This window comes from Pontibacillus salipaludis (assembly GCF_014642405.1).
Classification (GTDB): Bacteria; Bacillota; Bacilli; order Bacillales; family BH030062; genus Pontibacillus; species Pontibacillus salipaludis.
The window spans coordinates 1-25,475 of the sequence record NZ_BMIN01000025.1 but is presented as its reverse complement, the minus strand read 5'-3'; the positions used below and the strand labels follow the sequence as shown (position 1 = coordinate 25,475).

The 25,475-nt window shown below is 39.8% G+C and carries 25 protein-coding genes; 23 read left to right on the top strand and 2 right to left on the bottom strand.

The window, feature by feature from the left end; genetic code table 11:
• Nucleotides 1-21: 21 nt before the first annotated feature.
• Nucleotides 22-252: a DUF1128 domain-containing protein gene (locus tag IEW76_RS19315; protein ID WP_188656022.1), complete on the bottom strand. Its 231-nt coding sequence runs from the start codon at nt 250-252 to the stop codon at nt 22-24.
• Between the two features lie 136 nt (nt 253-388).
• On the opposite strand from IEW76_RS19315, the gene smc reads away from it, so the two are divergent.
• The 17 genes from smc to sucD all read left to right on the top strand — a co-directional run bounded on the left by smc (nt 389) and on the right by sucD (nt 17,538).
• Nucleotides 389-3,958: a chromosome segregation protein SMC gene (gene smc, locus IEW76_RS19310; protein ID WP_188656021.1), complete on the top strand. Its 3,570-nt coding sequence runs from the start codon at nt 389-391 to the stop codon at nt 3,956-3,958.
• A 16-nt stretch (nt 3,959-3,974) separates the two neighbouring features.
• Nucleotides 3,975-5,240, top strand: a complete 1,266-nt coding sequence (gene ftsY, locus IEW76_RS19305) for a signal recognition particle-docking protein FtsY (RefSeq protein WP_188656020.1) — start codon at nt 3,975-3,977, stop codon at nt 5,238-5,240.
• 87 nt (nt 5,241-5,327) lie between these two features.
• Entirely contained in the window at nt 5,328-5,651 is a 324-nt protein-coding gene (locus IEW76_RS19300; RefSeq protein ID WP_188656019.1) for a putative DNA-binding protein, read from the top strand.
• A gap of 13 nt (nt 5,652-5,664) precedes the next feature.
• Nucleotides 5,665-7,011: a signal recognition particle protein gene (gene ffh, locus IEW76_RS19295; RefSeq protein ID WP_036778632.1), complete on the top strand. Its 1,347-nt coding sequence runs from the start codon at nt 5,665-5,667 to the stop codon at nt 7,009-7,011.
• Between the two features lie 486 nt (nt 7,012-7,497).
• Complete coding sequence (gene rpsP, locus IEW76_RS19290) at nt 7,498-7,770, top strand: 30S ribosomal protein S16 (RefSeq protein WP_036778634.1); 273 nt, start codon at nt 7,498-7,500, stop codon at nt 7,768-7,770.
• Nucleotides 7,771-7,784: 14 nt separating this feature from the next.
• On the top strand, nt 7,785-8,012 hold the full coding sequence (locus IEW76_RS19285; RefSeq protein ID WP_188656018.1) for a KH domain-containing protein: 228 nt from the start codon (nt 7,785-7,787) through the stop codon (nt 8,010-8,012).
• 123 nt (nt 8,013-8,135) lie between these two features.
• Nucleotides 8,136-8,525 (top strand): YlqD family protein, encoded by a 390-nt coding sequence (locus tag IEW76_RS19280; protein WP_188656017.1) that lies wholly within the window; start codon nt 8,136-8,138, stop codon nt 8,523-8,525.
• Nucleotides 8,526-8,534: 9 nt separating this feature from the next.
• A complete protein-coding gene (rimM, locus tag IEW76_RS19275) occupies nt 8,535-9,056 on the top strand; it encodes a ribosome maturation factor RimM (protein ID WP_188656016.1) in 522 nt (173 codons plus the stop codon).
• Nucleotides 9,056-9,787 carry a tRNA (guanosine(37)-N1)-methyltransferase TrmD gene (gene trmD, locus IEW76_RS19270; RefSeq protein WP_188656015.1) on the top strand — a complete coding sequence of 244 codons (732 nt, stop codon included), beginning with the start codon at nt 9,056-9,058 and terminating at the stop codon, nt 9,785-9,787. The genes rimM and trmD overlap by 1 nt, the downstream gene beginning before the upstream one ends.
• Before the next feature lie 133 nt (nt 9,788-9,920).
• A complete protein-coding gene (gene rplS, locus IEW76_RS19265; protein ID WP_036778645.1) occupies nt 9,921-10,265 on the top strand; it encodes a 50S ribosomal protein L19 in 345 nt (114 codons plus the stop codon).
• Between the two features lie 95 nt (nt 10,266-10,360).
• Entirely contained in the window at nt 10,361-10,918 is a 558-nt protein-coding gene (gene lepB / locus IEW76_RS19260) for a signal peptidase I (RefSeq protein ID WP_188656014.1), read from the top strand.
• 15 nt (nt 10,919-10,933) lie between these two features.
• Nucleotides 10,934-11,788 (top strand): ribosome biogenesis GTPase YlqF, encoded by an 855-nt coding sequence (gene ylqF / locus IEW76_RS19255; protein ID WP_188656013.1) that lies wholly within the window; start codon nt 10,934-10,936, stop codon nt 11,786-11,788.
• 113 nt (nt 11,789-11,901) lie between these two features.
• A complete protein-coding gene (gene rnhB / locus IEW76_RS19250) occupies nt 11,902-12,681 on the top strand; it encodes a ribonuclease HII (protein ID WP_188656012.1) in 780 nt (259 codons plus the stop codon).
• A 16-nt stretch (nt 12,682-12,697) separates the two neighbouring features.
• Entirely contained in the window at nt 12,698-14,863 is a 2,166-nt protein-coding gene (locus IEW76_RS19245; protein ID WP_188656011.1) for a TP0910 N-terminal domain-containing protein, read from the top strand.
• Entirely contained in the window at nt 14,860-15,135 is a 276-nt protein-coding gene (locus IEW76_RS19240; RefSeq protein ID WP_188656010.1) for an EscU/YscU/HrcU family type III secretion system export apparatus switch protein, read from the top strand. Before IEW76_RS19245 ends, IEW76_RS19240 begins: the two co-directional genes overlap by 4 nt.
• A gap of 323 nt (nt 15,136-15,458) precedes the next feature.
• The gene (sucC, locus tag IEW76_RS19235) at nt 15,459-16,619 is read left to right on the top strand and encodes an ADP-forming succinate--CoA ligase subunit beta (protein WP_188656009.1); all 1,161 of its coding nucleotides are present in this window, start codon (nt 15,459-15,461) and stop codon (nt 16,617-16,619) included.
• A 16-nt stretch (nt 16,620-16,635) separates the two neighbouring features.
• Nucleotides 16,636-17,538 (top strand): succinate--CoA ligase subunit alpha, encoded by a 903-nt coding sequence (gene sucD, locus IEW76_RS19230; protein ID WP_188656008.1) that lies wholly within the window; start codon nt 16,636-16,638, stop codon nt 17,536-17,538.
• A 50-nt stretch (nt 17,539-17,588) separates the two neighbouring features.
• Here the strand turns inward: sucD and IEW76_RS20890 are convergent, their stop codons facing one another.
• Complete coding sequence (locus tag IEW76_RS20890) at nt 17,589-17,726, bottom strand: hypothetical protein (protein ID WP_229721315.1); 138 nt, start codon at nt 17,724-17,726, stop codon at nt 17,589-17,591.
• Between IEW76_RS20890 and dprA the strand changes: the two genes are divergently transcribed.
• The 6 genes from dprA to codY all read left to right on the top strand — a co-directional run bounded on the left by dprA (nt 17,675) and on the right by codY (nt 25,305).
• The gene (dprA, locus tag IEW76_RS19225; RefSeq protein ID WP_229721313.1) at nt 17,675-18,487 is read left to right on the top strand and encodes a DNA-processing protein DprA; all 813 of its coding nucleotides are present in this window, start codon (nt 17,675-17,677) and stop codon (nt 18,485-18,487) included. The two genes, IEW76_RS20890 and dprA, sit on opposite strands and share 52 nt — an antisense overlap.
• 187 nt (nt 18,488-18,674) lie before the next feature.
• Nucleotides 18,675-20,756: a type I DNA topoisomerase gene (gene topA, locus IEW76_RS19220; protein ID WP_188656006.1), complete on the top strand. Its 2,082-nt coding sequence runs from the start codon at nt 18,675-18,677 to the stop codon at nt 20,754-20,756.
• Nucleotides 20,757-21,609: 853 nt separating this feature from the next.
• Nucleotides 21,610-22,524 (top strand): tyrosine recombinase XerC, encoded by a 915-nt coding sequence (gene xerC / locus IEW76_RS19215; RefSeq protein ID WP_188656005.1) that lies wholly within the window; start codon nt 21,610-21,612, stop codon nt 22,522-22,524.
• Nucleotides 22,517-23,092: an ATP-dependent protease subunit HslV gene (hslV, locus tag IEW76_RS19210; protein ID WP_188656004.1), complete on the top strand. Its 576-nt coding sequence runs from the start codon at nt 22,517-22,519 to the stop codon at nt 23,090-23,092. The genes xerC and hslV overlap by 8 nt, the downstream gene beginning before the upstream one ends.
• A 15-nt stretch (nt 23,093-23,107) precedes the next feature.
• Complete coding sequence (hslU, locus tag IEW76_RS19205; RefSeq protein ID WP_188656003.1) at nt 23,108-24,502, top strand: ATP-dependent protease ATPase subunit HslU; 1,395 nt, start codon at nt 23,108-23,110, stop codon at nt 24,500-24,502.
• A 23-nt stretch (nt 24,503-24,525) separates the two neighbouring features.
• Nucleotides 24,526-25,305: a GTP-sensing pleiotropic transcriptional regulator CodY gene (gene codY, locus IEW76_RS19200; protein ID WP_188656002.1), complete on the top strand. Its 780-nt coding sequence runs from the start codon at nt 24,526-24,528 to the stop codon at nt 25,303-25,305.
• The last annotated feature ends 170 nt before the right edge of the window (nt 25,306-25,475 follow it).

The following is a 25,475-nucleotide window of genomic DNA, read 5'->3' as shown; positions in this document are numbered from 1 at the left end:
TAGAAGGCTCGTCTTAAATGCTTATGCTTTAACGCGGTATTTACCTAGTTCACCAACAACAGCTTGGAGTTCTGATACGCTAAGTTGTCCTTTTTTCATTTGGACCATGTCGTACATGTCTTTAATGTCTTCATAATGCTTGATGTCGTAGTCTTCAGGGTCCATTAAACCACGGTTAACAACCTGAAGCTGCTCGGCTAGAGTGTTAATCATAAACACTAAATTATCATTTGTTGGGGTACTTAAATCCATAGAAATCTCTCCTCTTTCATCATTACTAGAATGCTTTCTTCTAACACCTTATAGTTTATGATAAAATAAATGAGTTGAAATTGAAATTATTCATCGCAGAAATACAAAAAATAGTTTTACATAGGAGGAAGTTAACATGTTCCTCAAACGTTTAGATACAGTAGGATTTAAATCGTTTGCCGAACGGATTACTGTAGATTTTGTGCCAGGCGTCACCTCAGTAGTAGGTCCGAACGGAAGCGGGAAAAGTAATATCACAGATGCTATAAGATGGGTTCTAGGTGAGCAATCAGCTAGGTCTCTTCGTGGCTCTAAAATGGAGGATATTATCTTTCAGGGGAGTGATTCCCGTAAACCGCTTAATTTTGCAGAAGTTACATTAACGCTAGATAATGAAGACAACACACTACCTCTTGATTATCAGGAAGTTTCCGTCACACGAAGAGTGTACCGATCTGGGGAAAGTGAATTCCTTATTAATAAACAGGCGTGTCGTTTGAAAGATATCATCGACTTGTTTATGGACTCCGGTCTCGGGAGGGAAGCATTCTCTATAATCTCGCAAGGAAAGGTAGAAGAGATTTTAAGCTCAAAAGCTGAAGAGCGCAGGTCCATTTTTGAAGAGGCTGCTGGTGTTCTTAAATATAAGAAACGTAAACAAAAAGCAGAGTACAAGTTAGCGGAAACTCAAGAAAACTTGAACCGCGTAGAGGATATTATTTATGAGATTGAAGGTCAATTAGAGCCATTAAAAGAGCAAGCTGCTATTGCAAAAGATTACCTTGAGAAGAAAGAAGAGCTTGAGAATTATGAAGTTTCTCTAATGGTAGCAGAAATAGAGACCATACACGCTGATTGGGAAGCGTTGTTAAAAGATTTAGAAACACAAAAAGCTCGGGAACAAGAATTGCGTGCGCTTACTTCAAATCAAGAAGCAAATGTGGAAGAAGAGCGAAACGAAATGAAAGCGTTAGATGACTCTGTTGAAGGGTTGCAAGAAGCTTTACTGGTTTTAACCCAGGAGCTTGAAAACCTTGAAGGAAAGAAAGAGTTATTTAGTGAACGTCAGAAACATTACACTGAAAACCGCTCCAAACTAGAAGAGGATGTTAGTAAACTTCAGGGCCGTGAAGAAACTGTTCAAGGACAATATGAACAAGAACAGTCTAAGTTAGATCGTGTCACATCCCAAGCTAATACGACAAAAGAAAAGTTAAATAAAGTACGGGAACAACTTAATCAATTAGAAAGCAATCAGGAAGAAAAAATAGAAAGCTTAAAGAGTGATTATATTGAACAGCTTAATGAGCAGGCTGCCAAACGTAACGAACGTCAGTCTGTAAGCCAACAATTAGAGCAGTTTGATGTAAGAACGACTCGTCTAGAAGGTAAATTTAAAGACCTCATTGATGACCGTGATGCGATCCAAAAACAAAAAGGGACTTTAGAACAAGAACTCGAAACGGTTACAGCTAAACGAACGGAACAAGAGCAAAGTTTAAATCGTGTTAAAACAGAGCTTGACCATGAAGAGAAAGAGTATCAGGAGAAGCAATCTAAACTTTATCAAGGCTATCAACATTTAGAGAAATTACGTTCTAAAAAAGAAATGCTAGAAGACTTAAAAGAAGATTTTGCAGGGTTTTTCCAAGGTGTAAAAGAAGTCTTAAAGGCAAGAGAGTCTGGTGAACTAAAAGGCGTTAAAGGTGCCGTTGCTGAACTTATTGATATTCCTAAAAATTATGTAACAGCTATTGAAACAACGCTTGGTGGAGCGGCCCAGCATGTTGTGATGGAAGATGAAGCCACTGCTCGTAAGACCATTAACTGGTTAAAGCAAACCAACAGAGGTAGGGCGACGTTCTTGCCACTTCCTACGATTCAACCAAAATATATTCCTTCAGAAAAATTAAATACAGCTAAAGGAATAAAAGGTTTTGTCGGGGTAGCTTCTGAGCTGGTTCAATATGAAGAGCACTTCTCCAAAGCCATTCAACACCTTATGGGGCATGTAATCATAGCTGAGTCATTAAAGGAAGCCAATGAGATCGCAAAAGCAACGGGGAGGCGTTTCCGCGTTGTGACATTGGAAGGGGATGTAGTAAATCCTGGTGGTTCCATGACAGGTGGCGCGCAGAAAAAGAGTAACCAGTCGCTTTTTACAAGAGATCAAGAGCTACAGGAGTTACAAGAAAAGTTAACTCAATTTGAGCAAAGAAGCACACAATATGAGCAAACAGTTAAGGACTTAAAAGAGAAAATTAAAGAGAAGAAAGAAAAACGCTCGACTTTACAACAGCAACTTGAATCATCAAGGCTTGAAGAACAAGCAAGCAGGGGACGCTTGAGGGAACTTGAATTACAAGAACAAAATTTAAACGATCAGCTTTCCCTTTATGACCAAGACAAAGCTCAATTTGATGATGACCGATCTTCTCTACAAGAGCGGAATAAGAAATTAACAACTGAACTAGAAACGATTGAAGAGAATCTCATTAACATTCAGAAAGAAATTGATCAACTAACAGAACAGCAAACGACTCAAAAAGCCAGTTATGATCAACTTCAACAAGATCTAAACCAGTTACAAATTGAGTATGCTGAGCAGCAAACACAAGTGAAAAACCAGCAGGAAAAAACAGAAGCTCTCCTCGTTCAATTAGAAGAAGTGCAGTCTTCCAAACAAGAACAACAATCTCAGCTTGATCAGTTAAAAGATATTGCTGAGTCTAAAGAAACGGAAGAAGAAATTGATGCTCAAATTGAAGCAAAGCGACACCAAAAAGAAACGAAAAGTGAACTGATACGTAGTAAACGTGAAGATCGCACCAATCGTTCCGAAAAGATTCAAGACATCGAGGCTGAGCTGAAAGAGAACAAAAGGATGCACCAATCCTTGGTGCAAGATATACAAGATAAAGAGGTTAAAGCCAACCGTCTTGATGTAGAACTTGAAAATCGACTAGAACACCTTAGGACTGAATACATGCTTTCTTATGAGAAGGCAAAAGCGACTTATCCTGAAGTAGAAGATATTGATGCTACGAAGAGACAAGTAAAGCTTATTCGTCTTGCTATTGATGAATTAGGAACCGTCAATATAGGAGCCATTGAAGAGTATGATCGCATTAAAGAACGTCACACATTCTTAACTGATCAACAAACAGACTTACTAGAGGCTAAAGATACGTTATTCGGTGTGATTTCGGAGATGGATGGAGAGATGGAGCGTCGTTTCGAAAGTACGTTCGTTCAAATCCGTGAAGAGTTCACTCATGTCTTTAAAGATCTCTTTGGAGGTGGCAGGGCTGACCTTAGAATGACAGATCCTGAGAATATTTTAGAGACAGGAATTGAAATAGTAGCACAACCACCAGGCAAGAAATTGCAGCATTTAGGATTATTATCTGGCGGGGAACGTGCACTGACAGCAATCGCTCTTCTGTTTGCAATTCTTCACGTTAGGCCGGTTCCATTCTGTGTACTCGATGAAGTAGAAGCAGCACTTGATGAAGCAAATGTGACCCGATTTGCTCAGTATTTAAAGCGATTTAGTGCTAAAACACAGTTTATCGTCATTACTCACCGAAAAGGGACGATGGAAGAATCGGATGTCTTGTATGGGGTAACGATGCAAGAGTCTGGTGTCTCAAAACTTGTCTCTGTTCGTTTGGAAGAGACTAAGGAATTAATACAACGTTCGTAGAAAGGAAGTATGTGAGATGGGATTTTTTAAGAAGTTAAAAAAAAAATTCGTAAAAGAAGATGAGCATGTACAAGAAGATTCCGGTAAAAAAGAAGACGTAGACAATCTTGAAGAGGACCAAACTGAAGAAGAGGATCAAGACCTTTCCACTTCAACCGAAGAAGAGGAAGTACAAGAAGATGTCAACGAGCCTGCTTCTGAAGTGGTTGTTGAAGAACCATCTAAAGAGGAAGAGGTTGTTGAACCAGACACTACAGAATACGTACAAGATGAACAAGAAGAACAAGAAGAACAAGAAGAAGTAGAAGAAGTAGAAGAAGTAGAAGAGAAAGAGAGCATATCCACAAAGTTTAAGAAGGGATTAGCGAAAACCCGTAACTCTTTTGCGACTAAAGTGAATGACCTTGTTGCGCGTTATCGTACAGTAGACGAAGATTTCTTCGAAGAACTAGAAGAGATTCTCATTTCTGCTGATGTGGGTGTCAATACAGTTATGCATTTAATTGATGAATTAAAGATGGAAGTGAAGCGTCGTAACATTAAAGACACTCGTGAGGTTCGCGAAGTCATTTCAGAAAAACTGGTCGACATCTATTATGGAGATGATGACGAAGAAATTGAAGAAATCACGTTTAATCAAGACGGACTTACTGTTCTTCTTTTTGTAGGAGTAAATGGTGTAGGGAAAACAACTACAATTGGGAAGATGGCTCACAGACTTAAACAGCAAGGAAAAAATGTGGTTATGGCAGCAGGTGACACATTCCGTGCCGGTGCGATTGAACAGCTTGAAGTATGGGGCGAGCGTGTGGGAGTACCAGTTATTCGTCATAGTGAAGGAAGTGACCCTGCTGCAGTTATCTATGACGGTATTCAGTCTGCAAAATCTAAGGGAGCAGATGTACTGCTATGCGACACAGCTGGTCGTTTGCAAAACAAGGTTAACTTAATGAACGAGTTATCCAAAGTGAAGCGTGTCATTGAACGCGAAATACCAGGCGCACCTCATGAATCGTTACTAGTTCTTGATGCCACTACAGGTCAGAATGCCTTGAGTCAAGCAAAGACCTTCTCAGAAGCGACGAATGTGTCTGGGATTGTGCTGACAAAACTTGATGGTACCGCTAAAGGTGGTATTGTTATGGCGATACGGAATGAATTAGATATACCAGTTAAGTTCGTAGGACTAGGCGAAAAGGTGACAGATCTTCAATCCTTTGATGCCCATGCTTTCGTTTATGGCCTATTTGCTGATATGCTTGAAGAGTCAGAACAAGAATAATTCATCGGGATGAACTTGACAGATCACACCTTTATTTTGTACTATTTGTATATGTAAAGGCATTTCACTTAACAAGGAGTGCTTACTTTGCTTGAGAAAACAACACGCATGAACTATTTGTTTGATTTTTACCAAGAATTACTGACAGATAAACAGCGAAGTTATATGGAGTACTATTACCTTGAAGATTATTCTTTAGGGGAGATCTCTGAAACATTCAATGTAAGTCGTCAGGCTGTATATGACAATATTAAACGAACAGAAACAATGCTTGAAGAATACGAACAGAAGTTAGACTTATACGATCGTTTTGAAAAGCGACAAAGGTTGTTGAAGCAATTGAAAGATTCCGTTCAGAAAGGGTCTGATGACGTGTTAGAAATCATTGAGACCCTTGAGAACTTAGATTAGGAGGGCGGCTTATATGGCATTCGAAGGTTTAGCCGACCGACTGCAGAATTCGATCCAAAAGATCAAAGGCAAAGGTAAGGTAACCGAAGCAGATGTAAAAGAAATGACCCGTGAAGTCCGCCTTGCGCTTCTTGAAGCGGACGTTAACTTCAAAGTTGTAAAAGACTTTGTGAAACGCGTGAAAGAACGTGCGGTTGGACAAGAAGTTATGCAAAGTTTAACTCCAGGTCAACAAGTGATTAAAGTGGTGAAAGAAGAATTAACTGATCTTATGGGAGGAGACCAGAGCAAAATTGCTGTGGCTAATCGTCCACCAACAGTTATTATGATGGTAGGTCTTCAAGGTGCTGGTAAGACTACCACTACCGGTAAACTTGCTAACCATCTTCGTAAAAACCACAATAGGAACCCTTTACTAGTAGCAGCTGACGTTTACCGTCCTGCTGCAATTAACCAGTTAGAGACGCTTGGGACTCAGCTTAATATGCCTGTTTTCTCAAAAGGAACAGAGGCAAACCCAGTTGACATTGCTAATGAAGCAATTGCTCAAGCGAAAGAGAATCATAATGACTATGTCATTATTGATACAGCTGGTCGTCTTCATATTGACGAGAATCTTATGGGAGAGTTGAAAGAAATTCACTCAAACGTGAATCCCGATGAAGTCTTCCTAGTTGTTGATGCGATGACAGGTCAAGATGCTGTTAACGTAGCAGAATCTTTTAATGAGCAGCTAGACGTTAGCGGGGTAGTCCTAACTAAATTAGATGGTGACACCCGTGGTGGTGCTGCGCTATCAATCAAAGCTGTAACAGACAAACCAATTAAGTTTGCAGGTATGGGTGAGAAACTTGACCAGCTAGAAGCATTCCACCCTGAGCGTATGGCTTCTCGTATCTTAGGTATGGGAGACGTACTAACGTTAATTGAAAAAGCCCAGTCTGAAGTAAACGAAGACCAGGCGAAAGAACTCGAGCAGAAAATGCGCGACGCGTCCTTCACATTGGACGATTTCTTAGAACAAATGGGCCAAGTTCGTAATATGGGACCACTCGATGAACTAATCGGCATGATCCCAGGCGCTGATAAAATGAAAGGTTTGAAGAATGCTAATATAGATGAGAAGCAATTAAATCACATCGAAGCAATCATTCAATCCATGACTAAAGCCGAACGAAATGACCCAAGTATCATGAACGCAAGTCGTAAAAAACGAATTGCCAAAGGCTCCGGCCGAAACGTATCCGAAGTGAACCGTTTATTAAAACAGTTCAACGACATGAAGAAAATGATGAAGCAGATGACGAACCAAAAAGGTAAAAAAGGTAAAGGCGGCGGATTTAAATTACCGTTTATGTAAAAGGAAAAGTGCAGGCGACTGCTTAGCCCCGTACGCATAAGCCAAGCAACGAAAGTGGTTGAAAACCACTGTAGTTGAATGGCTTATGACGCTAGGGGCTAGGAGCCGGAACTGGACATTTGGAAAAGCGCAGGCGGGGTGAACAGGAGCGTACGGATAAGCAAGCGACTGGAAGTGACGTTAGTCACTGCAAGTCGATTGCTTATCGCGCTAGCTCCTCCCCGCCGGAGCTGGAAAAGCAGGAAGCGGAAACGGTTCGTCCAGGCCCGTACGGATAAGTAAAAGCGCGTAGGTGAGGTTTCCTCACCGCAGTGTTTTTACTTATCGCGCTAGGGCCTAACCGTTGGAGCTGGACTGTGATCGAAGCGCCTTTCACACTTTTATTAATATGTAATGCAAAACCCCTTTACACACTCGCAGTTCTCTGCTAAAATCTAAAATTGTGTTAAGTAAAAATAAGCATTTGAAAATATGGAGGTATTTAATATGGCAGTAAAAATTCGCCTAAAGCGCATGGGTTCTAAGCGTAACCCATTCTATCGTATAGTAGTAGCAGATTCTCGTTCCCCACGTGATGGTCGTTTCATCGAAGAGATCGGAACGTACAACCCAACAGCTAACCCAACAGAGGTTACTGTAAATGAAGAAAAAGCTCTTAACTGGATGACAGAAGGCGCTAAGCCATCTGACACAGTTCGCAACTTGTTCTCAACACAAGGTCTTATGGAAAAGTTTCACGCACAAAAAACTCAAAAGTAAAGTAGTGTGATATCGTGAAAGCCTTAATCGAAACCATTGTACGTCCACTAGTTGATTATCCAGATGATGTTGCCGTTACAGAGCAAGAAGAAGAGCGTAAGCTTACGTATCACTTATCTGTTCACAAAGATGATGTCGGCAAGGTGATTGGTAGACACGGACGAGTGGCTAAGGCCATCCGAACCGTTGTATATGCGGCAGGATCGAATTCCAAGAAGCGAATTTATTTAGATATTATGTAAAAAGGGAGAGGGGCCACCTTTCCCTTTTTTACTAGGTTAAACTTTTTCGTGTAATTTGCTCTTCATAAAGCAAAATCCTTGGGATGTATAGAAGAGTCGTTTACGGTTAAAGGAGCGAATGTGATGAACATCATCAAACGTGTACCAGTAAAACGTGTTCTTACAGAAGCAAGTAAAGAAAAGTTACAGCAAGAGTTTGAAACACGGAAAGCTAGACTTGATGAAGAGTGTCAGCAACTTTCCTTTGAAAAAAGAAAGATTGAAGTAAAACAAAATATCTCCAGAGAAGAAGTAGCAAAGCGTTTTAATCGAGAAATCGATAAGAGAAAAGAAAAAATTCGGTGGCTTGAATATCAACTCGAACAACTAGAAATCCTACCATTAGGCAGTGAAATAGAAGATGGGGAAGTGGAATCCATAGTAGACCTAAATGTAGGGGATACCTGGGACGAACAAATGAACCAGGGCGCGATTATTGTTCAAGATGGTAAAGTAATCCGGATTGATAAATAGGTGATGTGAATGGATAAAGAATTATATACAATAGGTAAGGTCGTGAATACTCATGGAGTACGCGGTGAAATTCGCGTAATTCAAGTAACAGATTTTGAAGATCGTTTTGAACCAGGAAATGAAGTATACTGGGTTCCGCAGTCAAAGCAAGAAGAACCCATTGCATTAACGATTAAAGGTCATCGTATGCATAAATCCTTTCACCTTCTTCATTTTGAGGAGTATAGCTCATTAAATGAGGTTGAATCGTTAAAAGGCGGCACATTAGCGATCACGAAAGAGCAACAAACTCCTCTGGATGAAGGAGAATTCTATTACCACGAGATTATCGGTTGTTCCGTACAAACAACGGAAGAGGAAGTTGTGGGAACCGTGAAAGAAATTTTAAGCCCTGGTGGAAATGATGTGTGGGTCGTAAAGCGTCCTCAGAAAAAGGATGCTCTAATCCCTTATATCGAACAAGTTGTAAAAGAAATAGACATCCACAACAAAACGATCACAATTGAACCAATGGAAGGGCTGCTTGACTAATGCATATTGATATTTTGACTTTGTTCCCAGAAATGTTTAGTGGGGTACTCAATACATCTATTATGAAAAAAGCTCAGGATTTAGATGCATTTTCATATGAGACTGTTAATTTTCGAGACTATACCGAAAGTAAACACTTAAAGGTAGATGACACCCCTTACGGAGGGGGAGCTGGTATGGTCTTATCTCCTCAGCCGATCTTTGACGCAGTAGATGCTATTAAAGATAAGCAAGGGAAGAAGCCAAGAGTCATTCTTATGTGCCCTCAAGGTGAACCGCATTCTCAGGCTAAGGCAGAAGAATTAGCTCAGGAAGATCATTTAATTTTCTTATGTGGCCATTATGAAGGTTATGATGAGAGGATTCGTGAACATGTTGTAACGGATGAGATCTCTATAGGGGATTACGTGTTAACCGGTGGAGAGCTTGGGGCTATGGTTGTGATGGACAGTGTTGTGCGATTGTTACCCGGTGTACTAGGGAACGCATCTTCAGCACCTGAAGATTCCTTCTCAAATGGCCTATTAGAACATCCTCACTACACACGGCCTCGTGATTTTCGAGGAATGCACGTGCCCGAGGTGTTATTCTCCGGCAACCATGCAAAGATTGATGAATGGAGACATAAACAGTCCTTAAAGCGAACTTATGAGAGGCGTAAAGATCTTATTGAACAACGCTCATTAACGGAACAAGAAAAACAATGGATAAATGAATGGCAGAATGATTAAAAGCATATTGCATCATCATTGTAATTATGCTATATTAAAACTTGTGCTTAGGCGTTTAGCTTAAGTCTAATTACGATGTTCCGCTACCAGGTCAATCCAGGTAAGAGCATTGGTGAAGAAGGAGTGAAACAGGATGCAAAACTTGATCCAAGAAATTACTAAAGAACAGCTACGCGAAGATCTTCCACGTTTCAAAGCTGGTGACACTGTAAAAGTTCACGTTAAAGTTGTTGAGGGAAGCCGCGAACGTATTCAGGTGTTTGAAGGTGTTGTAATTAAGCGCCGTGGCGGAGGCATCTCCGAAACATTCACTGTACGTAAAATTTCTTCTGGCGTTGGTGTTGAACGTACGTTCCCAGTACACTCTCCACGCGTTGATAAAATCGAAGTTGTTCGTCGTGGTAAAGTACGTCGTGCTAAACTTTACTACCTACGTAACCTACGTGGTAAAGCTGCGCGCATTAAAGAAATTCGCTAAGATGAACACGAAAGAAAGGAGCTTGTTTAGACAGGCTCCTTTTTGTTCTATAATGACTTATAACAGATGTTGTTTACATAGTGGAGGGAAGCTGGATGACGAAGAAAAGAAATGAATGGCTTGATTGGATAAAAGCGTTGATCGTTGCAGCCATTTTAGCAATTGTCATCCGCGTATTTTTATTTGCTCCAATCGTAGTGGACGGGCCATCTATGCTTCCGACGCTAGAAAATGGTGACCACATGATTGTGAATAAATTTAGTTACTCTATTGGAAAACCAGAACGTTTTGATATCGTTGTGTTTCATGCAACAGAAACGAAAGATTATATTAAACGAGTAATAGGCCTCCCGGGCGATCACATTGAATACCGGGATGATACATTATATGTGAACGGAGAACCTGTAGAGGAAACGTTCTTGAAAGAAAGATTAGACCGACTTTCAGAGAATCAATCTTATACGTTTGATTTTCGATTACAAGATATAAAAGGGAACTATGAAACCATTCCTGAAGGCCATGTTCTAGTACTTGGGGATAACCGTAATAACTCAACAGATAGCCGTATGCTTGGGTTGATTCCTTTAGAGAGGATAGTAGGGGAAACCAGGTTTATTTATTGGCCTATGGAACGGTTTGGTTTTGTAGATTGATAAAGGATGATGACTATGACGATTCAATGGTTTCCGGGCCATATGGCTAAAGCCAAACGACAAGTAGAAGAGAAATTAAAGCTTGTTGACTTTGTCATTGAATTAGTAGATGCACGTGCACCATACTCTTCACAAAACCCAATGCTTCATCAAGTGCTTCAACAGAAGCCTAAGATGGTTCTTCTTATGAAGAGAGACTTAGCTGATGATGGGGTTACGAATAAGTGGATTAGTTGGTATAAAGAGCAAGATATCGAGGCAATAGCAGTAAATGTGGATGATCCAAAAGACGTACAGTATGTTATTCAAAAAGCTAAAGACATGGGTCAAGAAAAGTTAGAACGCTTAAGGAAAAAAGGTGTACGTCCAAGACCAGCGCGGGCTATGATTATCGGTATTCCGAATGTTGGGAAATCTACACTTATTAATCGTCTCGCGAAAAAGAAGATTACAAAAACAGGTGATCGACCAGGCGTTACGACTGCTCAACAATGGATCAAAGTGAAAAAAGACTTCGAGCTTCTAGATACACCAGGTATTCTGTGGCCGAAATTTGAAGAGGAAATTGTTGGGTTTCGCCTAGCTACGATTGGTACGATTAAAGATAATATTTTACCTATTCCAGACGTGGCTGCTTTTTTCATTCGCTTTTTACAAGAACATTATCCAAGCCTTTTGCAAGAACGCTTCGGAGTGTCTGCTGATGTGGATGATATGGGAGAAGTATTTGATCATATCGGAACGAAGAGAGGCTGCTTAGAGAGCGGTGGAAATATTAATTATGATAAAGTGGCTGAGGTAATTATTCGTGATTTACGTTCAGCCAAGATTGGCAGAGTCACTTTGGAAACACCAGATATGATACAATAAAAGATAAGGCTGACTTTCTCATGTTGAGGGTCAGCTTTTTGTGTGAGAAAATATCAAATCCATCCTTAAGAGATATGTAGAGAAAACCGATAAAAGAGGAAACGAGGACGATCATGAGTAAAGAGACCATTGCAGAAATAAAGGGAAAACTTTTTGACACAGGGTGTACACCAGAAGAATTACAGGCTTTAGAATCTGATGACCGTAAAGGTGTACAAAAGTTGGTTAAACAATATCACAAACAATTAGCAAGAAAACAGGCGCTCAAAGATCAATTTGAGGCTATGAAAACCTATGAGAATGCATACAAGGAAAGAGGGAAAGAGCTAATCGCTGGAATCGATGAGGCGGGTCGAGGGCCTATAGCAGGTCCTGTTGTAGCTGCGGCAGTGATTTTACCTGATACGTTCTATTTAGAAGGATTATATGATTCAAAAGCACTTTCAGAAAGCCAAAAGGATATGTTCTTTGACTATATAAAAGCCCATTCTATTTCATATGGAATTGGGATTGTAACAAGTGAAACGATTGATGACATTAACATCTATGAGGCTACTAAATTGGCGATGCATAGAGCAATTGGTCAGTTAAGCAAAGAACCCGATCAGCTTTTGATTGATGCTCTCCCTTTAACAAATACGCGTGCACCAGTAGATGCCTTTCCTAAAGGAGATCAGCGAAGCATCTCTATTGCAGCTGCTAGTGTCCTTGCAAAAGTGACACGAGATCGTTATATGGATGACCTTCACCGATCTTATCCGGCATATGAATTTAATCAGAATGCTGGTTATGGTACGAAGAATCATCTTCAAGCTTTAAAACAACATGGAGTTACTCCGTATCACAGGAGATCGTTTGCACCGGTAAAGGAAGCTTCGTTAACATTTCAGTAAAGAGAGGGGATAGAGAATGTCATCTTTAACGGCTCCTCAATTCCTTAACCAACTGCGTTCATCAGCGGTTCTGAACCAACCGTCACAATCACTACAACAAGGGAGTCTGGTCGGTGGTAAAGTATTAAAGTTATACCCTCAAGCAAAAGCGCTGGTTCAAATTGGTGGTGGCCAAATGAACGCTCAGCTAGAAGCATCCCTCTCTGTAAATGAAAGGTATGTATTTCAAGTTCAACAAACAAAGCCTATGCTTCGCCTAAAAGTGGTAGAAGGGGAGAAGGGGAAAACGCTTCAGTCTTCAACACAATTACTGCATCAATTAGGTATCTCAAGTCCTTCTAAGAGCCAAATGAGTTTCGTGAATGAACTAATTCAACGAGACATTCCCTTTACACGAAAAGATCTAAAAGAAGCGCTGCAAATATTGGAACAGTGGGGTCCTCGATCGAAAGCATCTCAAATTTTATTAGACATGTTTTCAAGGAATTTGCCGGTTAAATCATCTGTGTTTCAAGCTTTATACACTAAATACACAGAATCATCTTCTTTAACAGCTTCTCTTCAATCTATATTTACAGATGCGGGAAGTCTTGAGAGTCAAACTCGGGCTTCTCTTGGCCATCAATTACAACAGGTTCTTGGAAGAAAAGGATCTGGTTTACCTCTAGATAAAATGATCATGAGGACATTTATGAACGCTCCCTTAGGGGAACAAACGGCTGCGTTACAGCTTTTACAGCGAAGTGGGCATATCTCTAACCAAACGTCATTATCCCAAATTCAAACTCAGCTAACTGTTAATCATAATCAAAGTTCTGCGATTCAAACGTTTGCATCTCTTTTAGAAGAACAAGTTAATGGTCCCCAATCTTCTTTACATTCAATGGATCATCTAAAAGATGCGGGGAGAAATTTGACAAGTAAAGGGATATGGGAGCAACTCATGAGTAATAAAGCAAATCATGAGAAGTTCCCCATACTTAAAGCCCAGCAGCTTTTAACGGTATCAGATCCAGCATCTTTCCTTAGACAAAATCAAACGTCTTTACAACAAGCTGTTAAGCAACTTAATGCAACTGCCGCTAGTAAAGAATCAGAAAGTTCATTCGTAATAAAAAATTCAGGGGAGTTAAAGGGTCAGTTGGTTAGCTTGTTTCAACAGCAACTCCCTGTATCAAAAAATACAAAGTCTTTACTGCATCAGTTTTCGTCCATTTTAAATAAATTGACAGAACCAAATGGGAATATGCCGGGGCCTATGTCTCCAAAGCTTGGACAAGCTTTAAATCAACTTTCTGAATCCCTACAAGTAGCAGGGGTATGGTCTTCTCTAAAAGGAGCTTTAAGTAATCATGGAGCATCACAACCGTCTGTAGAAGCTCTCGGATTCCTTATAGGAAGTTCAAACCCAACTAAAGTGCTGAACGAAAACCGTTCTCCTTTGAAAGAAGTTGCAAACACTTTGAGTCAAGTTATGAACAACCAATTGCCTAAAGGAGAAGCTACAAAACTTATTGAATGGCTGAGGCATGGGTTGCAAGAAACGAATGAAATAGCTATGTCTTCCAAAGATCGATTTTTAGTAAAGTTAAAAGCATATACTCAACTCAGTGGAATTAATTACGAGTATCAACTAGCGGAGAGAGGAGAAGCACCCTCCTCATCTTTAAAAGGAAGCATACTACAAGCTATGCAAGACCCACTAGCCTCATCTGTAGCAGATCGGCTGCAAAGAGTGTTGAATCATCTTAATGCTGCTCCAATAATGATGCAAGAATCCGAACAATCTATCCAATTTAATGTACAGATGCCAGGAGAGTGGTTTGGAATTGAGCAAGATGTGACAATGGATGTGGAAGGGAACAAGAAAGAAAATGGAGAAATTGATCCAGACTATTGTCACATTTTATTTTATCTTGATCTCCAATCTCTTAAAGAAACGGTTATTGATATGAGGATTCAAAAACGAGTTGTCCAACTCACCTTATTTACTGAAAATAGCGGGGTGGAAGATCTTATTCATATGCTTAAGCCATCTCTAGAAAAAGGTTTAGAACAACTGAACTATAAGCTATCCACTGTTCGGCATAAGGAAATCAACCTTAAAGATTCCTCTGAAACTGCTATAAATAGAGTAAATAACCCCACTCGAAAAACAGGAGGCTTTGATTTAAAAATATGAGCGAATCTAACTACAAAAGAGAAGCAGTAGCATTAAGTTATGATGAAGATCAATTTAATGCTCCAAAAGTTGTTGCTAAAGGAAAAGGGGATATTGCTGCAAATATTATTAATAAAGCAAATGATCACAGAGTTCCTATACAAGAAGACCCAACACTTGTAAAACTATTAGGAGAACTTGATATTAATGAAAAGATCCCAGAAGAATTGTATCAAGCGGTTGCCGAAGTATTTGCTTATGTTTATCAACTTGATAAACAAATGAAGTCTTAAGTGATTTTAGTAACGTTTACTACTGCATTTATATATTAATCAATGATTTTTAAATAGAGGCACTAAAATCAAATAAAGATTTAAGTGCCTCTATTTTTATTTAAAGCTTTCTGTGGAATCGTTTCTGCTATTCAACTAGTCTTATCTCCTACATCAAGTAAATTATTATAAATAATATTTTTTTTAGCTTATAAGTGGAGAAAATAGCGGATTTTGTCGGTATTTTCTTAATTTTTTTGGAGATACTAGATGAATTTGTAGACAATTCACACATATTTTTTATACAATGGTCATGCAGTGACAATTTGATGGGAGGATGGAAGATGAACATTCATGAGTATCAAGGGAAAGAAATTTTACGTAGCTACGGCGTTGCCGTTCCAAGCGGAACCGTTGCATTTACTGTAGACGAAGCTGTAGAAGCCGCTAAAGGCTTAAGTACAGATGTATCTGTAGTAAAAGCACAAATCCATGCAGGGGGCCGCGGAAAAGCTGGTGGTGTTAAAGTAGCCAAAAATATAGATGAAGTCCGTACATATGCTGAAGAAATTTTAGGCAAACAGCTTGTGACTCATCAAACGGGTCCTGAAGGTAAAGAAGTTAAGCGCTTACTCATTGAAGAAGGCTGTGATATTCAAAAAGAATATTACGTTGGTATTGTACTAGACCGGGTCACTTCACGTGTAACGATGATGGCTTCTGAAGAAGGCGGGACTGAAATTGAAGAAGTAGCAGCTGAAACACCAGAGAAAATTTTCAAAGAAGTAATCGATCCTGTAACTGGATTAATGCCTTATCAAGCTCGTCGCTTAGCATTTAACATTAACATTCCAGATGAACTGTTAGGGAAAGCGGTTAAATTTATGATGGGTCTTTATCAAGTATTTGTTGAAAAAGATTGTTCCATTGCAGAGATTAACCCGCTTGTAACTACAGGAGACGGTCAAGTAATGGCGCTTGATGCGAAGTTAAACTTTGATGATAACGCTTTATATCGCCAAAAAGATGTATTTGAACTTCGTGATTTAGATGAAGAAGATCCAAAAGAAATCGAAGCTTCTCAATATGACCTAAGCTATATTGCATTAGATGGTAATATTGGCTGTATGGTTAATGGTGCTGGTCTTGCGATGGCGACAATGGACACGATTAAGCACTATGGCGGAGACCCCGCCAACTTCCTTGACGTTGGGGGAGGCGCAACTACTGAAAAGGTAACAGAAGCTTTCAAAATCATTTTGTCCGACAACAGTGTTAAGGGTATTCTTGTTAATATCTTCGGTGGAATTATGAAATGTGATGTCATTGCAGAAGGTGTCGTTGCGGCAACGAAAGAAGTTGGTCTTGAAATTCCACTTGTTGTTCGTCTAGAAGGAACAAACGTAGAACAAGGTAAGAAAATCCTTGATGAGTCAGGCCTAAACATTGTTGCATCCGAATCTATGGCCGAAGCAGCACAGAAAATCGTAGAATTAGTAAAATAAGAAAGGACGGACAAAAATGAGTGTATATATTAATAAAGATACAAAAGTCATTGTACAAGGTATTACAGGGTCTACTGCCCTATTCCATACGAAACAAATGCTTGAATACGGTACCCAAATCGTAGGCGGCGTAACACCGAAAAAAGGTGGCACTGAAGTAGAGGGCGTACCTGTGTTCAATACTGTTGAAGAAGCTGTTGAAGAAACAGGTGCGACGGCATCTGTTGTGTACGTACCAGCCGCATTTGCTGCTGATGCAATTATGGAAGCTGTTGATGCTGAGCTTGATCTTGTAATCTGTATTACAGAGCATATCCCTGTTATTGACATGGTAAAAGTGAAGCGTTATATGGAAGGGAAGAAAACACGCTTAGTAGGGCCGAACTGCCCAGGTGTTATTACTCCAGAAGAATGTAAGATTGGTATTATGCCAGGATACATTCACAAAAAAGGACATATCGGCGTTGTTTCTAGAAGTGGAACATTAACATATGAAGCCGTACACCAACTTTCTGAAGCTGGTATTGGCCAATCTACAGCTGTAGGGATTGGTGGAGACCCAGTGAACGGTACTGATTTTATCGATGTCTTGCAAGCTTTCCAGGATGATCCTGACACCTATGGAGTTATTATGATTGGTGAAATAGGTGGAACAGCTGAAGAAGAAGCTGCCCAATTTGTTAAAGACAATATGGATAAACCTGTTGTTGGCTTTATTGGAGGTCGCACAGCGCCTCCTGGTAAACGTATGGGACACGCAGGTGCCATTATTTCAGGCGGTAAGGGCACAGCAGAGGAAAAGATCAAAGTAATGAATGAGTGTGGTATACAAGTGGCTGAAACGCCTGCAGTTATGGGAGAAACGCTCATAAACGTGTTAAAAGAAAACAATATCTACGATAAATGTAAAACCCATTAAGATAGTAGGAAGGTGCTCCTGGTTGTAGGAGCACCTTTTTAAACGATCTCCTATATAAATGAAGGGACGTGTACGTTTGGAAGCAAGAACATTAAGATTAGCTCTTTTACATCAAACAAAAGGAGCAAGTCGGGCTTTGTTAAAGCAATTTCTTCAGTTTGATCCTTCCCTTGAGTTTGTTTTTTCACTCTCCCTAAAAGAACTTACTTCAAATTTTAATCTTTCCTCAAAAAGAGCTTCCACATTTCTTACTCATCTCCATTCTGACTCTAATAGAAAACAGCTCCTCATAAATTTATCAGAATGTGCTTTACTTCCTTTTTGGCATCCTAATTATCCTAAACTATTAAGGGGTATTCCTGATGCCCCTTTACTTCTATATGCAAAAGGAGATCTAAAACTTTTGGGTATGGATTCGTACTTAAGTATAGTAGGAACTAGAAAGTGTTCAAATCTTGCGTTAGCTTCTTTGAAGAAGGTGCTTCCTCCATTATTAAATGAAGGATTTGTTATAGTAAGCGGGATGGCTGAAGGGATTGATTCTATTGCTCATGATGTCACCGTAGAGCTAGGTGGAAAGACCATAGCTATATTAGGTTTTGGTTTTCAATACTGTTATCCTAAAGCAAATCAACCCCTCATGCAGACGTTAGCTCAAGATCAACTTCTGTTATCTGGATATGCCCCTCACATCCCACCAAGAAAATGGCATTTCCCTGAACGAAACAGAATAATAAGCGGCCTAAGTTTTGGAACCTTAGTTGTTGAAGCGAAAGAACGAAGCGGTACGTTAATAACCGTAGATCAAGCTTTAGAACAAGGAAGAGAGGTTTTTGCGATTCCTGGCTCTATATTGAATGATTTTTCAAGCGGCTGTAATAAGATGATTCAAGATGGTGCTAAATTAGTTCAAAATGCCCATGATATTTTAGATGAATGGAAAGAATAAAAAGGGGAAATGGTGTCGAAATCTGTCATAAAATCAATATTTTTCCGTTTTTCTATAAGTTTTGTTTCTATAATTTGTTTGACAAATGAATAAGAAGTATTTAATAATAGGGAAGATTTAATTTAAAACAACCGTTTACACATAAAATAAATGAAATAAAGAATAACCTCATCTAGGAGGATACTATATGGCAGATTATCTTGTTATTGTAGAATCACCAGCAAAAGCTAAAACAATAGAGAAATATTTAGGAAAAAAGTATACCGTAAAAGCATCAATGGGGCATGTCATTGATTTACCCAAAAGTCAAATGGGTGTAAATGTAGAAGAAGGATATACCCCGAAATACATTACTATTCGAGGCAAAGGGCCTGTATTAAAAGAAATTAAAACAGCTGCTAAGAAAGCAAAGAAAGTCTATCTCGCAGCCGACCCCGATAGAGAAGGGGAAGCAATTGCCTGGCACTTGGCTCATAGCTTAAATATGGATGAGACATCTCAATGTCGTGTTGTATTTAATGAGATTACAAAAGATGCAATTAAGGAATCGTTTAAGCATCCTCGTACAATTGATATGGATCTTGTGAACGCACAGCAAGCAAGAAGGGTGCTAGATCGATTAGTTGGTTACAACATTAGCCCGTTATTATGGAAAAAAGTAAAAAAAGGTCTTAGTGCAGGACGAGTACAATCAGTAGCCGTAAAAATGATTATGGACCGGGAAAATGAAATAAAAAATTTCGAACCTGAAGAGTATTGGTCCATTGATGGAAACTTTATGAAAGATAATGAACAGTTTGAAGGTTCTTTTTATGGTATAGATGGTAAAAAACAAAAACTAGGATCTAGAGAAGATGTTGATCAGATTCTTTCTAAAATGAACGACGAAGACTTCAATGTTGATAAAGTAAACAAAAGAGAACGTCGCCGTAATCCTGCATCACCATTCACGACATCATCGTTACAACAAGAAGCAGCTCGAAAATTAAATTTCCGTGCTAAGAAAACAATGATGATGGCTCAACAATTATATGAAGGAATTCAGCTTAGTAAAAAAGAGGGCACAGTTGGTTTGATTACCTATATGCGTACAGACTCGACTCGTATCTCTCAAACAGCTAAGGATGAAGCTGCTGGATATATTGAAGAGCAGTATGGAAAGGACTATCTTGGATCTGGGAGTCAAAAGAAATCACAGAAATCGCAAAATGCTCAAGATGCACACGAAGCGATTCGGCCAACTTCCTCTTTACGTACCCCAAAGGCAATGAAAGAATATTTGTCTAGAGATCAGTATCGATTGTATAAATTGATCTGGGAGCGTTTTGTTGCTAGCCAAATGGCTCCTGCTGTTCTTGATACCATGACCGTTCACTTGTTAAATCAAGGCGTAGAATTTAGAGCTACCGGTTCTAAAGTTAAATTTAAAGGGTTTATGAAAGTATATGTTGAAGGCAACGACGATAATAAGAAAGAAGAAGATAAGATGTTGCCAGATTTGGAAGAGGGCACTACGGTTAAAGCAGAGGCCATTCAACCGAATCAACACTTCACTCAGCCTCCACCGCGATACACAGAAGCTCGTCTTGTACGTACATTAGAGGAGATGGGGATTGGACGTCCATCCACATATGCTCCTACCCTTGATACAATCCAAAGAAGAGGATATGTGAGTTTAGATAATAAAAGATTCGTACCTACTGAATTAGGGGAAATCGTGATTGAATTATTGAAAGAGTACTTCCCTGAAATCATTAACGTCGATTTCACTGTACAAATGGAAGGAAATCTTGATGCTGTAGAAGAGGGCAACAAAGAATGGGTTCAAATAATCGATGACTTTTATCAAGACTTCGAAAAGCGTTTAACAACTGCTGAGAAAGAAATGGAAGAGGTCGAAATTAAAGACGAACCCGCAGGAATTGACTGTGAAGAATGTGGTCATGAAATGGTTTACAAAATGGGCCGCTATGGTAAATTCCTTGCTTGTTCCAATTTCCCAGATTGCCGTAATACGAAGCCAATATTAAAAGAAATTGGTGTTAAATGCCCTCGATGTAAAGAAGGGAACGTCGTTGAACGTAAAAGTAAAAAGAAACGCACGTTCTATGGCTGTGATCGTTACCCAGAATGTGAGTTTATCTCATGGGATAAACCAATCAGTCGTCCATGTCCGAAATGTGAATCAATGTTAGTAGAGAAGAAAGCTAAAAAAGGAACGCAAGTGCAGTGTTCTGAATGTGATTATAAAGAAGAACTTCAGCAATAAGCATAAGGGGCTATCCCCTTATGCTTTTATTTATGAGCAATAATCGTATACTCTCCGAATAAACGATTTCAGGTAAGTGCAGTAATATGGAATACTCGAAACTGAGAGAATGTTTCGTTAGCTTTAGTTGAGTGTAAGGTGGGCCTGGAAACCACTCGCTTTCCTGTGGGGAGCTGGTGAGCCTCCTCGCCCGGCAAAGCCGGACTCCGGGGTCTCACCTAGGCTCTTCTGCCCACGGGAGTCTCGCAGTTTCCAGGCCCACCTTTTCAATATTAAGATTAACGGAAACATGCCGTATATAGGGTTACACCAGAACCCCTGACGTAAACTTCGGGGCCGTTCACCTCTTTAAAGCAAGGGCTTGCGCGGGGACTGCGAGACTCCCGCGGGAAAAGGGCCTAGGGAAGACCCCACAGAGAGCGTAAGCGAACGAGGAGGCTTCCCAGCTCTCCGCAGGAAAGCGAGTTGTCCCCGAGCAAGCCCAACACTCATCAAACACAACGGCCCTCCCGGCTAAAATATAGCAACTTCCAGTCTTCCACATAAGAGTCTTATGATTATAATAGATCTTTTAATAGAATTTTTTGTAATTCTATTCCTACCTTACAAACTGTTAAAAAATACTTAAAATAATTTTAATTGACACTAGTAGGTCATCAAGCTATAATCGTTGAGTGGTAAGGGAATATACTTGACAGAAATTAGTATATTTGCTCTTGGTCATGGATATGCTAGCAATGATAATTTACAAAGGTTTAAGAACAATTCAGAATTTTGTTACAATTAAGTAAAATTCATTGCATAAGCTGTATTATCTGTGTTAATATTTAAGCGCCTTATGTGAGGTGAGCTGATGGATGATAATCAACGTCAAATAAACTTATTCACGGAGTACTTACAAATTGAAAAGAACGCTTCATCATATACGATCCACTTTTACCAAAGTGATCTCCGTTCCTTTAAAGCATTTCTACAAAGGGAAGGAGATCTGAGTTGGGAGGAAGTGGATTATCCCATTATTAGAGTCTTTTTAACAGAACTCTATGACCAGCAACTTTCTCGAAGATCCGTTTCGAGAAAGCTTTCAAGCTTACGATCGTTTTATCGCTTCTTAGAAAGGGAAGGGCATGTAGAGTCAAATCCTTTCTTACATGTTTCTTTGCCAAAGCAGGAAAATCCGATTCCTTCATTCTTATATGAAGAAGAGTTGGATAAGTTATTTCATGTGAGTAATACTGAAGAACCTTTAGGCCAAAGAAATCAAGCTATTTTAGAGCTTCTTTATGCGACAGGCATGCGTATAAGTGAATGTGTATCGTGTGAGTTATCTGATATAGATCTTGAGCTTGGTACGGTTCTGGTTCGAGGTAAAGGAAGGAAGGAACGTTACATTCCTTTCGGGAGCTTTGCAAGAGAGGCTTTAAAACACTACATTTATAATGGAAGAAACTCGTTATTACAGAAGTCCGGAATGGACACTGGAGCAATCTGGCTTAACGCAAAAGGTTCTCCATTAACAGACCGTGGAGTCCGGTTAATCCTGAATAAAATGGTAGAAAAGGCAGCTATGACCATTCATGTCCATCCTCATATGCTTAGGCATACGTTTGCTACGCATATGTTAAATGAAGGGGCAGATTTACGTTCCGTACAGGAATTGTTAGGGCATGAGCACCTAACCTCTACTCAAATATATACACACGTAACGAAAGATCATTTAAAAAACGTATACATGAATAGCCATCCACGAGCAGGCAAGGATGAATAAATGGAATGAGGTGGAGTTTTTGGAACAACAATTTCATGCAACAACGATTTTTGCCGTTCAGCATAATGGACAATGTGCAATGAGCGGAGATGGGCAAGTTACATTTGGAAATGCCGTTGTAATGAAACATAAAGCAAAAAAAGTTCGTAGATTATTTAAGGGGCAAGTCTTGGCAGGATTTGCTGGCTCTGTAGCTGATGCTTTTACGTTGTTTGAGAAATTCGAAGCAAAGCTTGAAGCCTATAATGGAAACTTAGCTCGTGCAGCTGTAGAGCTTGCTAAAGAGTGGCGAAGTGACAAAGTGCTTCGTAAGCTTGAGGCGATGTTAATTGTGATGAACAAAGACGACCTATTCCTTGTTTCGGGTACAGGTGAGGTCATTGAACCTGATGATGGTGTTATTGCAATTGGATCTGGAGGGCACTATGCATTGAGTGCGGGTCGAGCATTAAAACGTTATTCTCCTGAGAAAAACGCAACTGAAATTGCTCAAGCAGCTTTAGAAATTGCAGGAGAAATATGTGTGTATACCAATAATGAAATCGTACTAGAATCGCTGGAGGACTAAGGGAGGTCTTTATCGATGAGTGAAAACTTAACACCTAGACAAATAGTTGAACGCTTAGACCAATATATTATTGGTCAGAATAACGCCAAAAAAGCTGTAGCGATCGCTTTACGTAATCGCTATCGACGCATGCAGTTGGATGATAAGTTAAAAGACGAAATTGTTCCTAAAAATATATTAATGATGGGGCCAACAGGGGTAGGTAAAACAGAGATTGCTCGTAGATTAGCTAAGCTTGTAGGTGCTCCTTTTGTGAAAGTTGAAGCTACTAAATTTACAGAAGTAGGTTATGTGGGCCGAGACGTTGAGTCCATGGTAAGAGACCTTATGGAGACAGCTGTCCGTATGGTGAAAGAAGAAAAAATGGAGCAAGTGAAAGGGAAAGCTGAAGAGCGTGCGAACCAGCGTATTGTAGAATATTTAGTTCCTAAAAAGAAAAAGCAAAATAATTTTAAAAACCCATTAGAAATGTTTTTCTCTGGTCAAGAAGACACGCAGCAAAGTGAAGATCGCTCTGAAGAACAAAATGTAGAGCAAAAACGTAAGCAAGCTTCTCACAAGCTTGCAATGGGTGAGCTAGAAGATACAATGATTACAATCGAAGTGGAAGAGCAACAATCTTCCATGTTTGATATGTTGCAGGGCTCGGGTATGGAACAAATGGGGATGAATATGCAAGATGCTTTCAGTCAATTCATGCCGAAAAAGTCCAAAAAACGCAGGCTTTCTGTAAAGGATGCTCGTAAGGTGCTAACTCAAGATGAAGCTCAAAAACTCATTGATATGGACGAAGTATCTCAAGATGCAGTAGAACGCGTAGAGCAAAATGGAATGATCTTCGTAGATGAAATTGATAAGGTAGCTGGTGGAAATGAGCAATCGTCAGGGAATGTCTCAAGAGAGGGCGTGCAGCGAGATATTTTACCTATCGTAGAAGGATCTACAGTTGTTACAAAGCATGGTCCTGTAAAAACAGACCATATTCTATTTGTTGCAGCGGGAGCATTCCATATGTCTAAGCCTTCAGATTTAATTCCTGAATTACAAGGACGTTTCCCAATTCGCGTAGAGCTTGAGAAACTGACTGTGGAAGATTTTGTGAATATTCTCACTGAACCATCAAATGCATTATTAAAGCAATATAAAGCTTTACTTGAAACAGAAGGTATAAATGTGGAATTTTCTGACGAAGCTGTTACCAGATTAGCAGAAGTAGCTTTCGAAGTGAATCAGGAGACAGATAATATTGGTGCACGCAGATTGCACACTATTTTAGAGAAACTATTAGAGGATCTGTCCTTTGAAGCTCCGGATGTCCATATGGAAACCATTGAAATCACTAAAGCTTATGTAGATGATAAATTAGCATCGATTGCCAAGAATAAAGACTTAAGCCAATTTATTTTATAGACACACTGAACAGGAGGATCAATATGAAATTATTAGATCGAGCACGCAATATTAATTCAATGTTGCAAAAAACTACAGGTAAATCCGTCAACTTTAACGATATGTCTGAGACGCTGCGTGATGCTATTGGGGCAAACACGTATATCGTAAGTCGAAGAGGTAAACTATTAGGTTTCGCTATTAAGCAGGAAATTGAAAACGACCGCATGAAAAGTATGCTGGCTGAGCGACAATTCCCAGAAGAGTATACACAAAACTTATTCTCTATAAATGAAACAACTCCAAACTTGGATATTGATCACCCGCTTACGGCATTTCCTGTTGAGAACCGTGAATTGTTCCAACAAGGATTGACGACTGTTGTACCTATTATCGGCGGCGGTGAGCGAATTGGTACACTTATTCTTAGTCGTTTAACTGAAAGTTTTAACGATGACGACCTTTTACTAGGTGAGTATGGTGCTACTGTTGTAGGCATGGAAATCCTTCATGAGAAAACAGAAGAGATTGAAATGGAAGCTAGAAGTAAGGCTGTCGTCCAGATGGCGATTAGTTCCTTATCTTATAGTGAGCTAGAAGCAATTGAACATATCTTTGAAGAGTTAGAAGGAAATGAAGGGTTGCTTGTGGCGAGTAAAATTGCTGACCGTGTTGGAATCACGCGCTCGGTGATTGTAAATGCTCTTCGTAAATTAGAAAGTGCGGGTGTTATTGAGTCACGCTCTCTAGGCATGAAAGGTACGTATATCAAAGTACTGAATGACAAGTTTCTTGTCGAATTGCAAAATATGCGTTTGAACTAAACAACTTTAGTCCAAAAAACCCAGCCCCCTTAGGGGCTGGGTTTTTTTGGATGTGTGCCCGACATGGGCGCAAGCTTTAGGGTTAGAGTCCCGAACGGTGAAGGTCGTTGTAGCCGTTAGCCAAGGGCAAGGGTGTCCGGGGTGACCCGGAATCTGAAGGAAGCCGGAGG

Excerpts from the sequence above, each read along its gene's own strand:
- IEW76_RS19315 (WP_188656022.1), bottom strand. The coding sequence starts at position 252 with ATGGATTTAAGTACCCCAACAAATGATAATTTAGTGTTTATGATTAAC.
- smc (WP_188656021.1), top strand. The coding sequence starts at position 389 with ATGTTCCTCAAACGTTTAGATACAGTAGGATTTAAATCGTTTGCCGAA.
- ftsY (WP_188656020.1), top strand. The coding sequence starts at position 3,975 with ATGGGATTTTTTAAGAAGTTAAAAAAAAAATTCGTAAAAGAAGATGAG.
- ffh (WP_036778632.1), top strand. The coding sequence starts at position 5,665 with ATGGCATTCGAAGGTTTAGCCGACCGACTGCAGAATTCGATCCAAAAG.
- rpsP (WP_036778634.1), top strand. The coding sequence starts at position 7,498 with ATGGCAGTAAAAATTCGCCTAAAGCGCATGGGTTCTAAGCGTAACCCA.
- IEW76_RS19280 (WP_188656017.1), top strand. The coding sequence starts at position 8,136 with ATGAACATCATCAAACGTGTACCAGTAAAACGTGTTCTTACAGAAGCA.
- rimM (WP_188656016.1), top strand. The coding sequence starts at position 8,535 with ATGGATAAAGAATTATATACAATAGGTAAGGTCGTGAATACTCATGGA.
- trmD (WP_188656015.1), top strand. The coding sequence starts at position 9,056 with ATGCATATTGATATTTTGACTTTGTTCCCAGAAATGTTTAGTGGGGTA.
- rplS (WP_036778645.1), top strand. The coding sequence starts at position 9,921 with ATGCAAAACTTGATCCAAGAAATTACTAAAGAACAGCTACGCGAAGAT.
- lepB (WP_188656014.1), top strand. The coding sequence starts at position 10,361 with ATGACGAAGAAAAGAAATGAATGGCTTGATTGGATAAAAGCGTTGATC.
- ylqF (WP_188656013.1), top strand. The coding sequence starts at position 10,934 with ATGACGATTCAATGGTTTCCGGGCCATATGGCTAAAGCCAAACGACAA.
- rnhB (WP_188656012.1), top strand. The coding sequence starts at position 11,902 with ATGAGTAAAGAGACCATTGCAGAAATAAAGGGAAAACTTTTTGACACA.
- IEW76_RS19245 (WP_188656011.1), top strand. The coding sequence starts at position 12,698 with ATGTCATCTTTAACGGCTCCTCAATTCCTTAACCAACTGCGTTCATCA.
- IEW76_RS19240 (WP_188656010.1), top strand. The coding sequence starts at position 14,860 with ATGAGCGAATCTAACTACAAAAGAGAAGCAGTAGCATTAAGTTATGAT.
- sucC (WP_188656009.1), top strand. The coding sequence starts at position 15,459 with ATGAACATTCATGAGTATCAAGGGAAAGAAATTTTACGTAGCTACGGC.
- sucD (WP_188656008.1), top strand. The coding sequence starts at position 16,636 with ATGAGTGTATATATTAATAAAGATACAAAAGTCATTGTACAAGGTATT.
- topA (WP_188656006.1), top strand. The coding sequence starts at position 18,675 with ATGGCAGATTATCTTGTTATTGTAGAATCACCAGCAAAAGCTAAAACA.
- xerC (WP_188656005.1), top strand. The coding sequence starts at position 21,610 with ATGGATGATAATCAACGTCAAATAAACTTATTCACGGAGTACTTACAA.
- hslV (WP_188656004.1), top strand. The coding sequence starts at position 22,517 with ATGAATAAATGGAATGAGGTGGAGTTTTTGGAACAACAATTTCATGCA.
- hslU (WP_188656003.1), top strand. The coding sequence starts at position 23,108 with ATGAGTGAAAACTTAACACCTAGACAAATAGTTGAACGCTTAGACCAA.
- codY (WP_188656002.1), top strand. The coding sequence starts at position 24,526 with ATGAAATTATTAGATCGAGCACGCAATATTAATTCAATGTTGCAAAAA.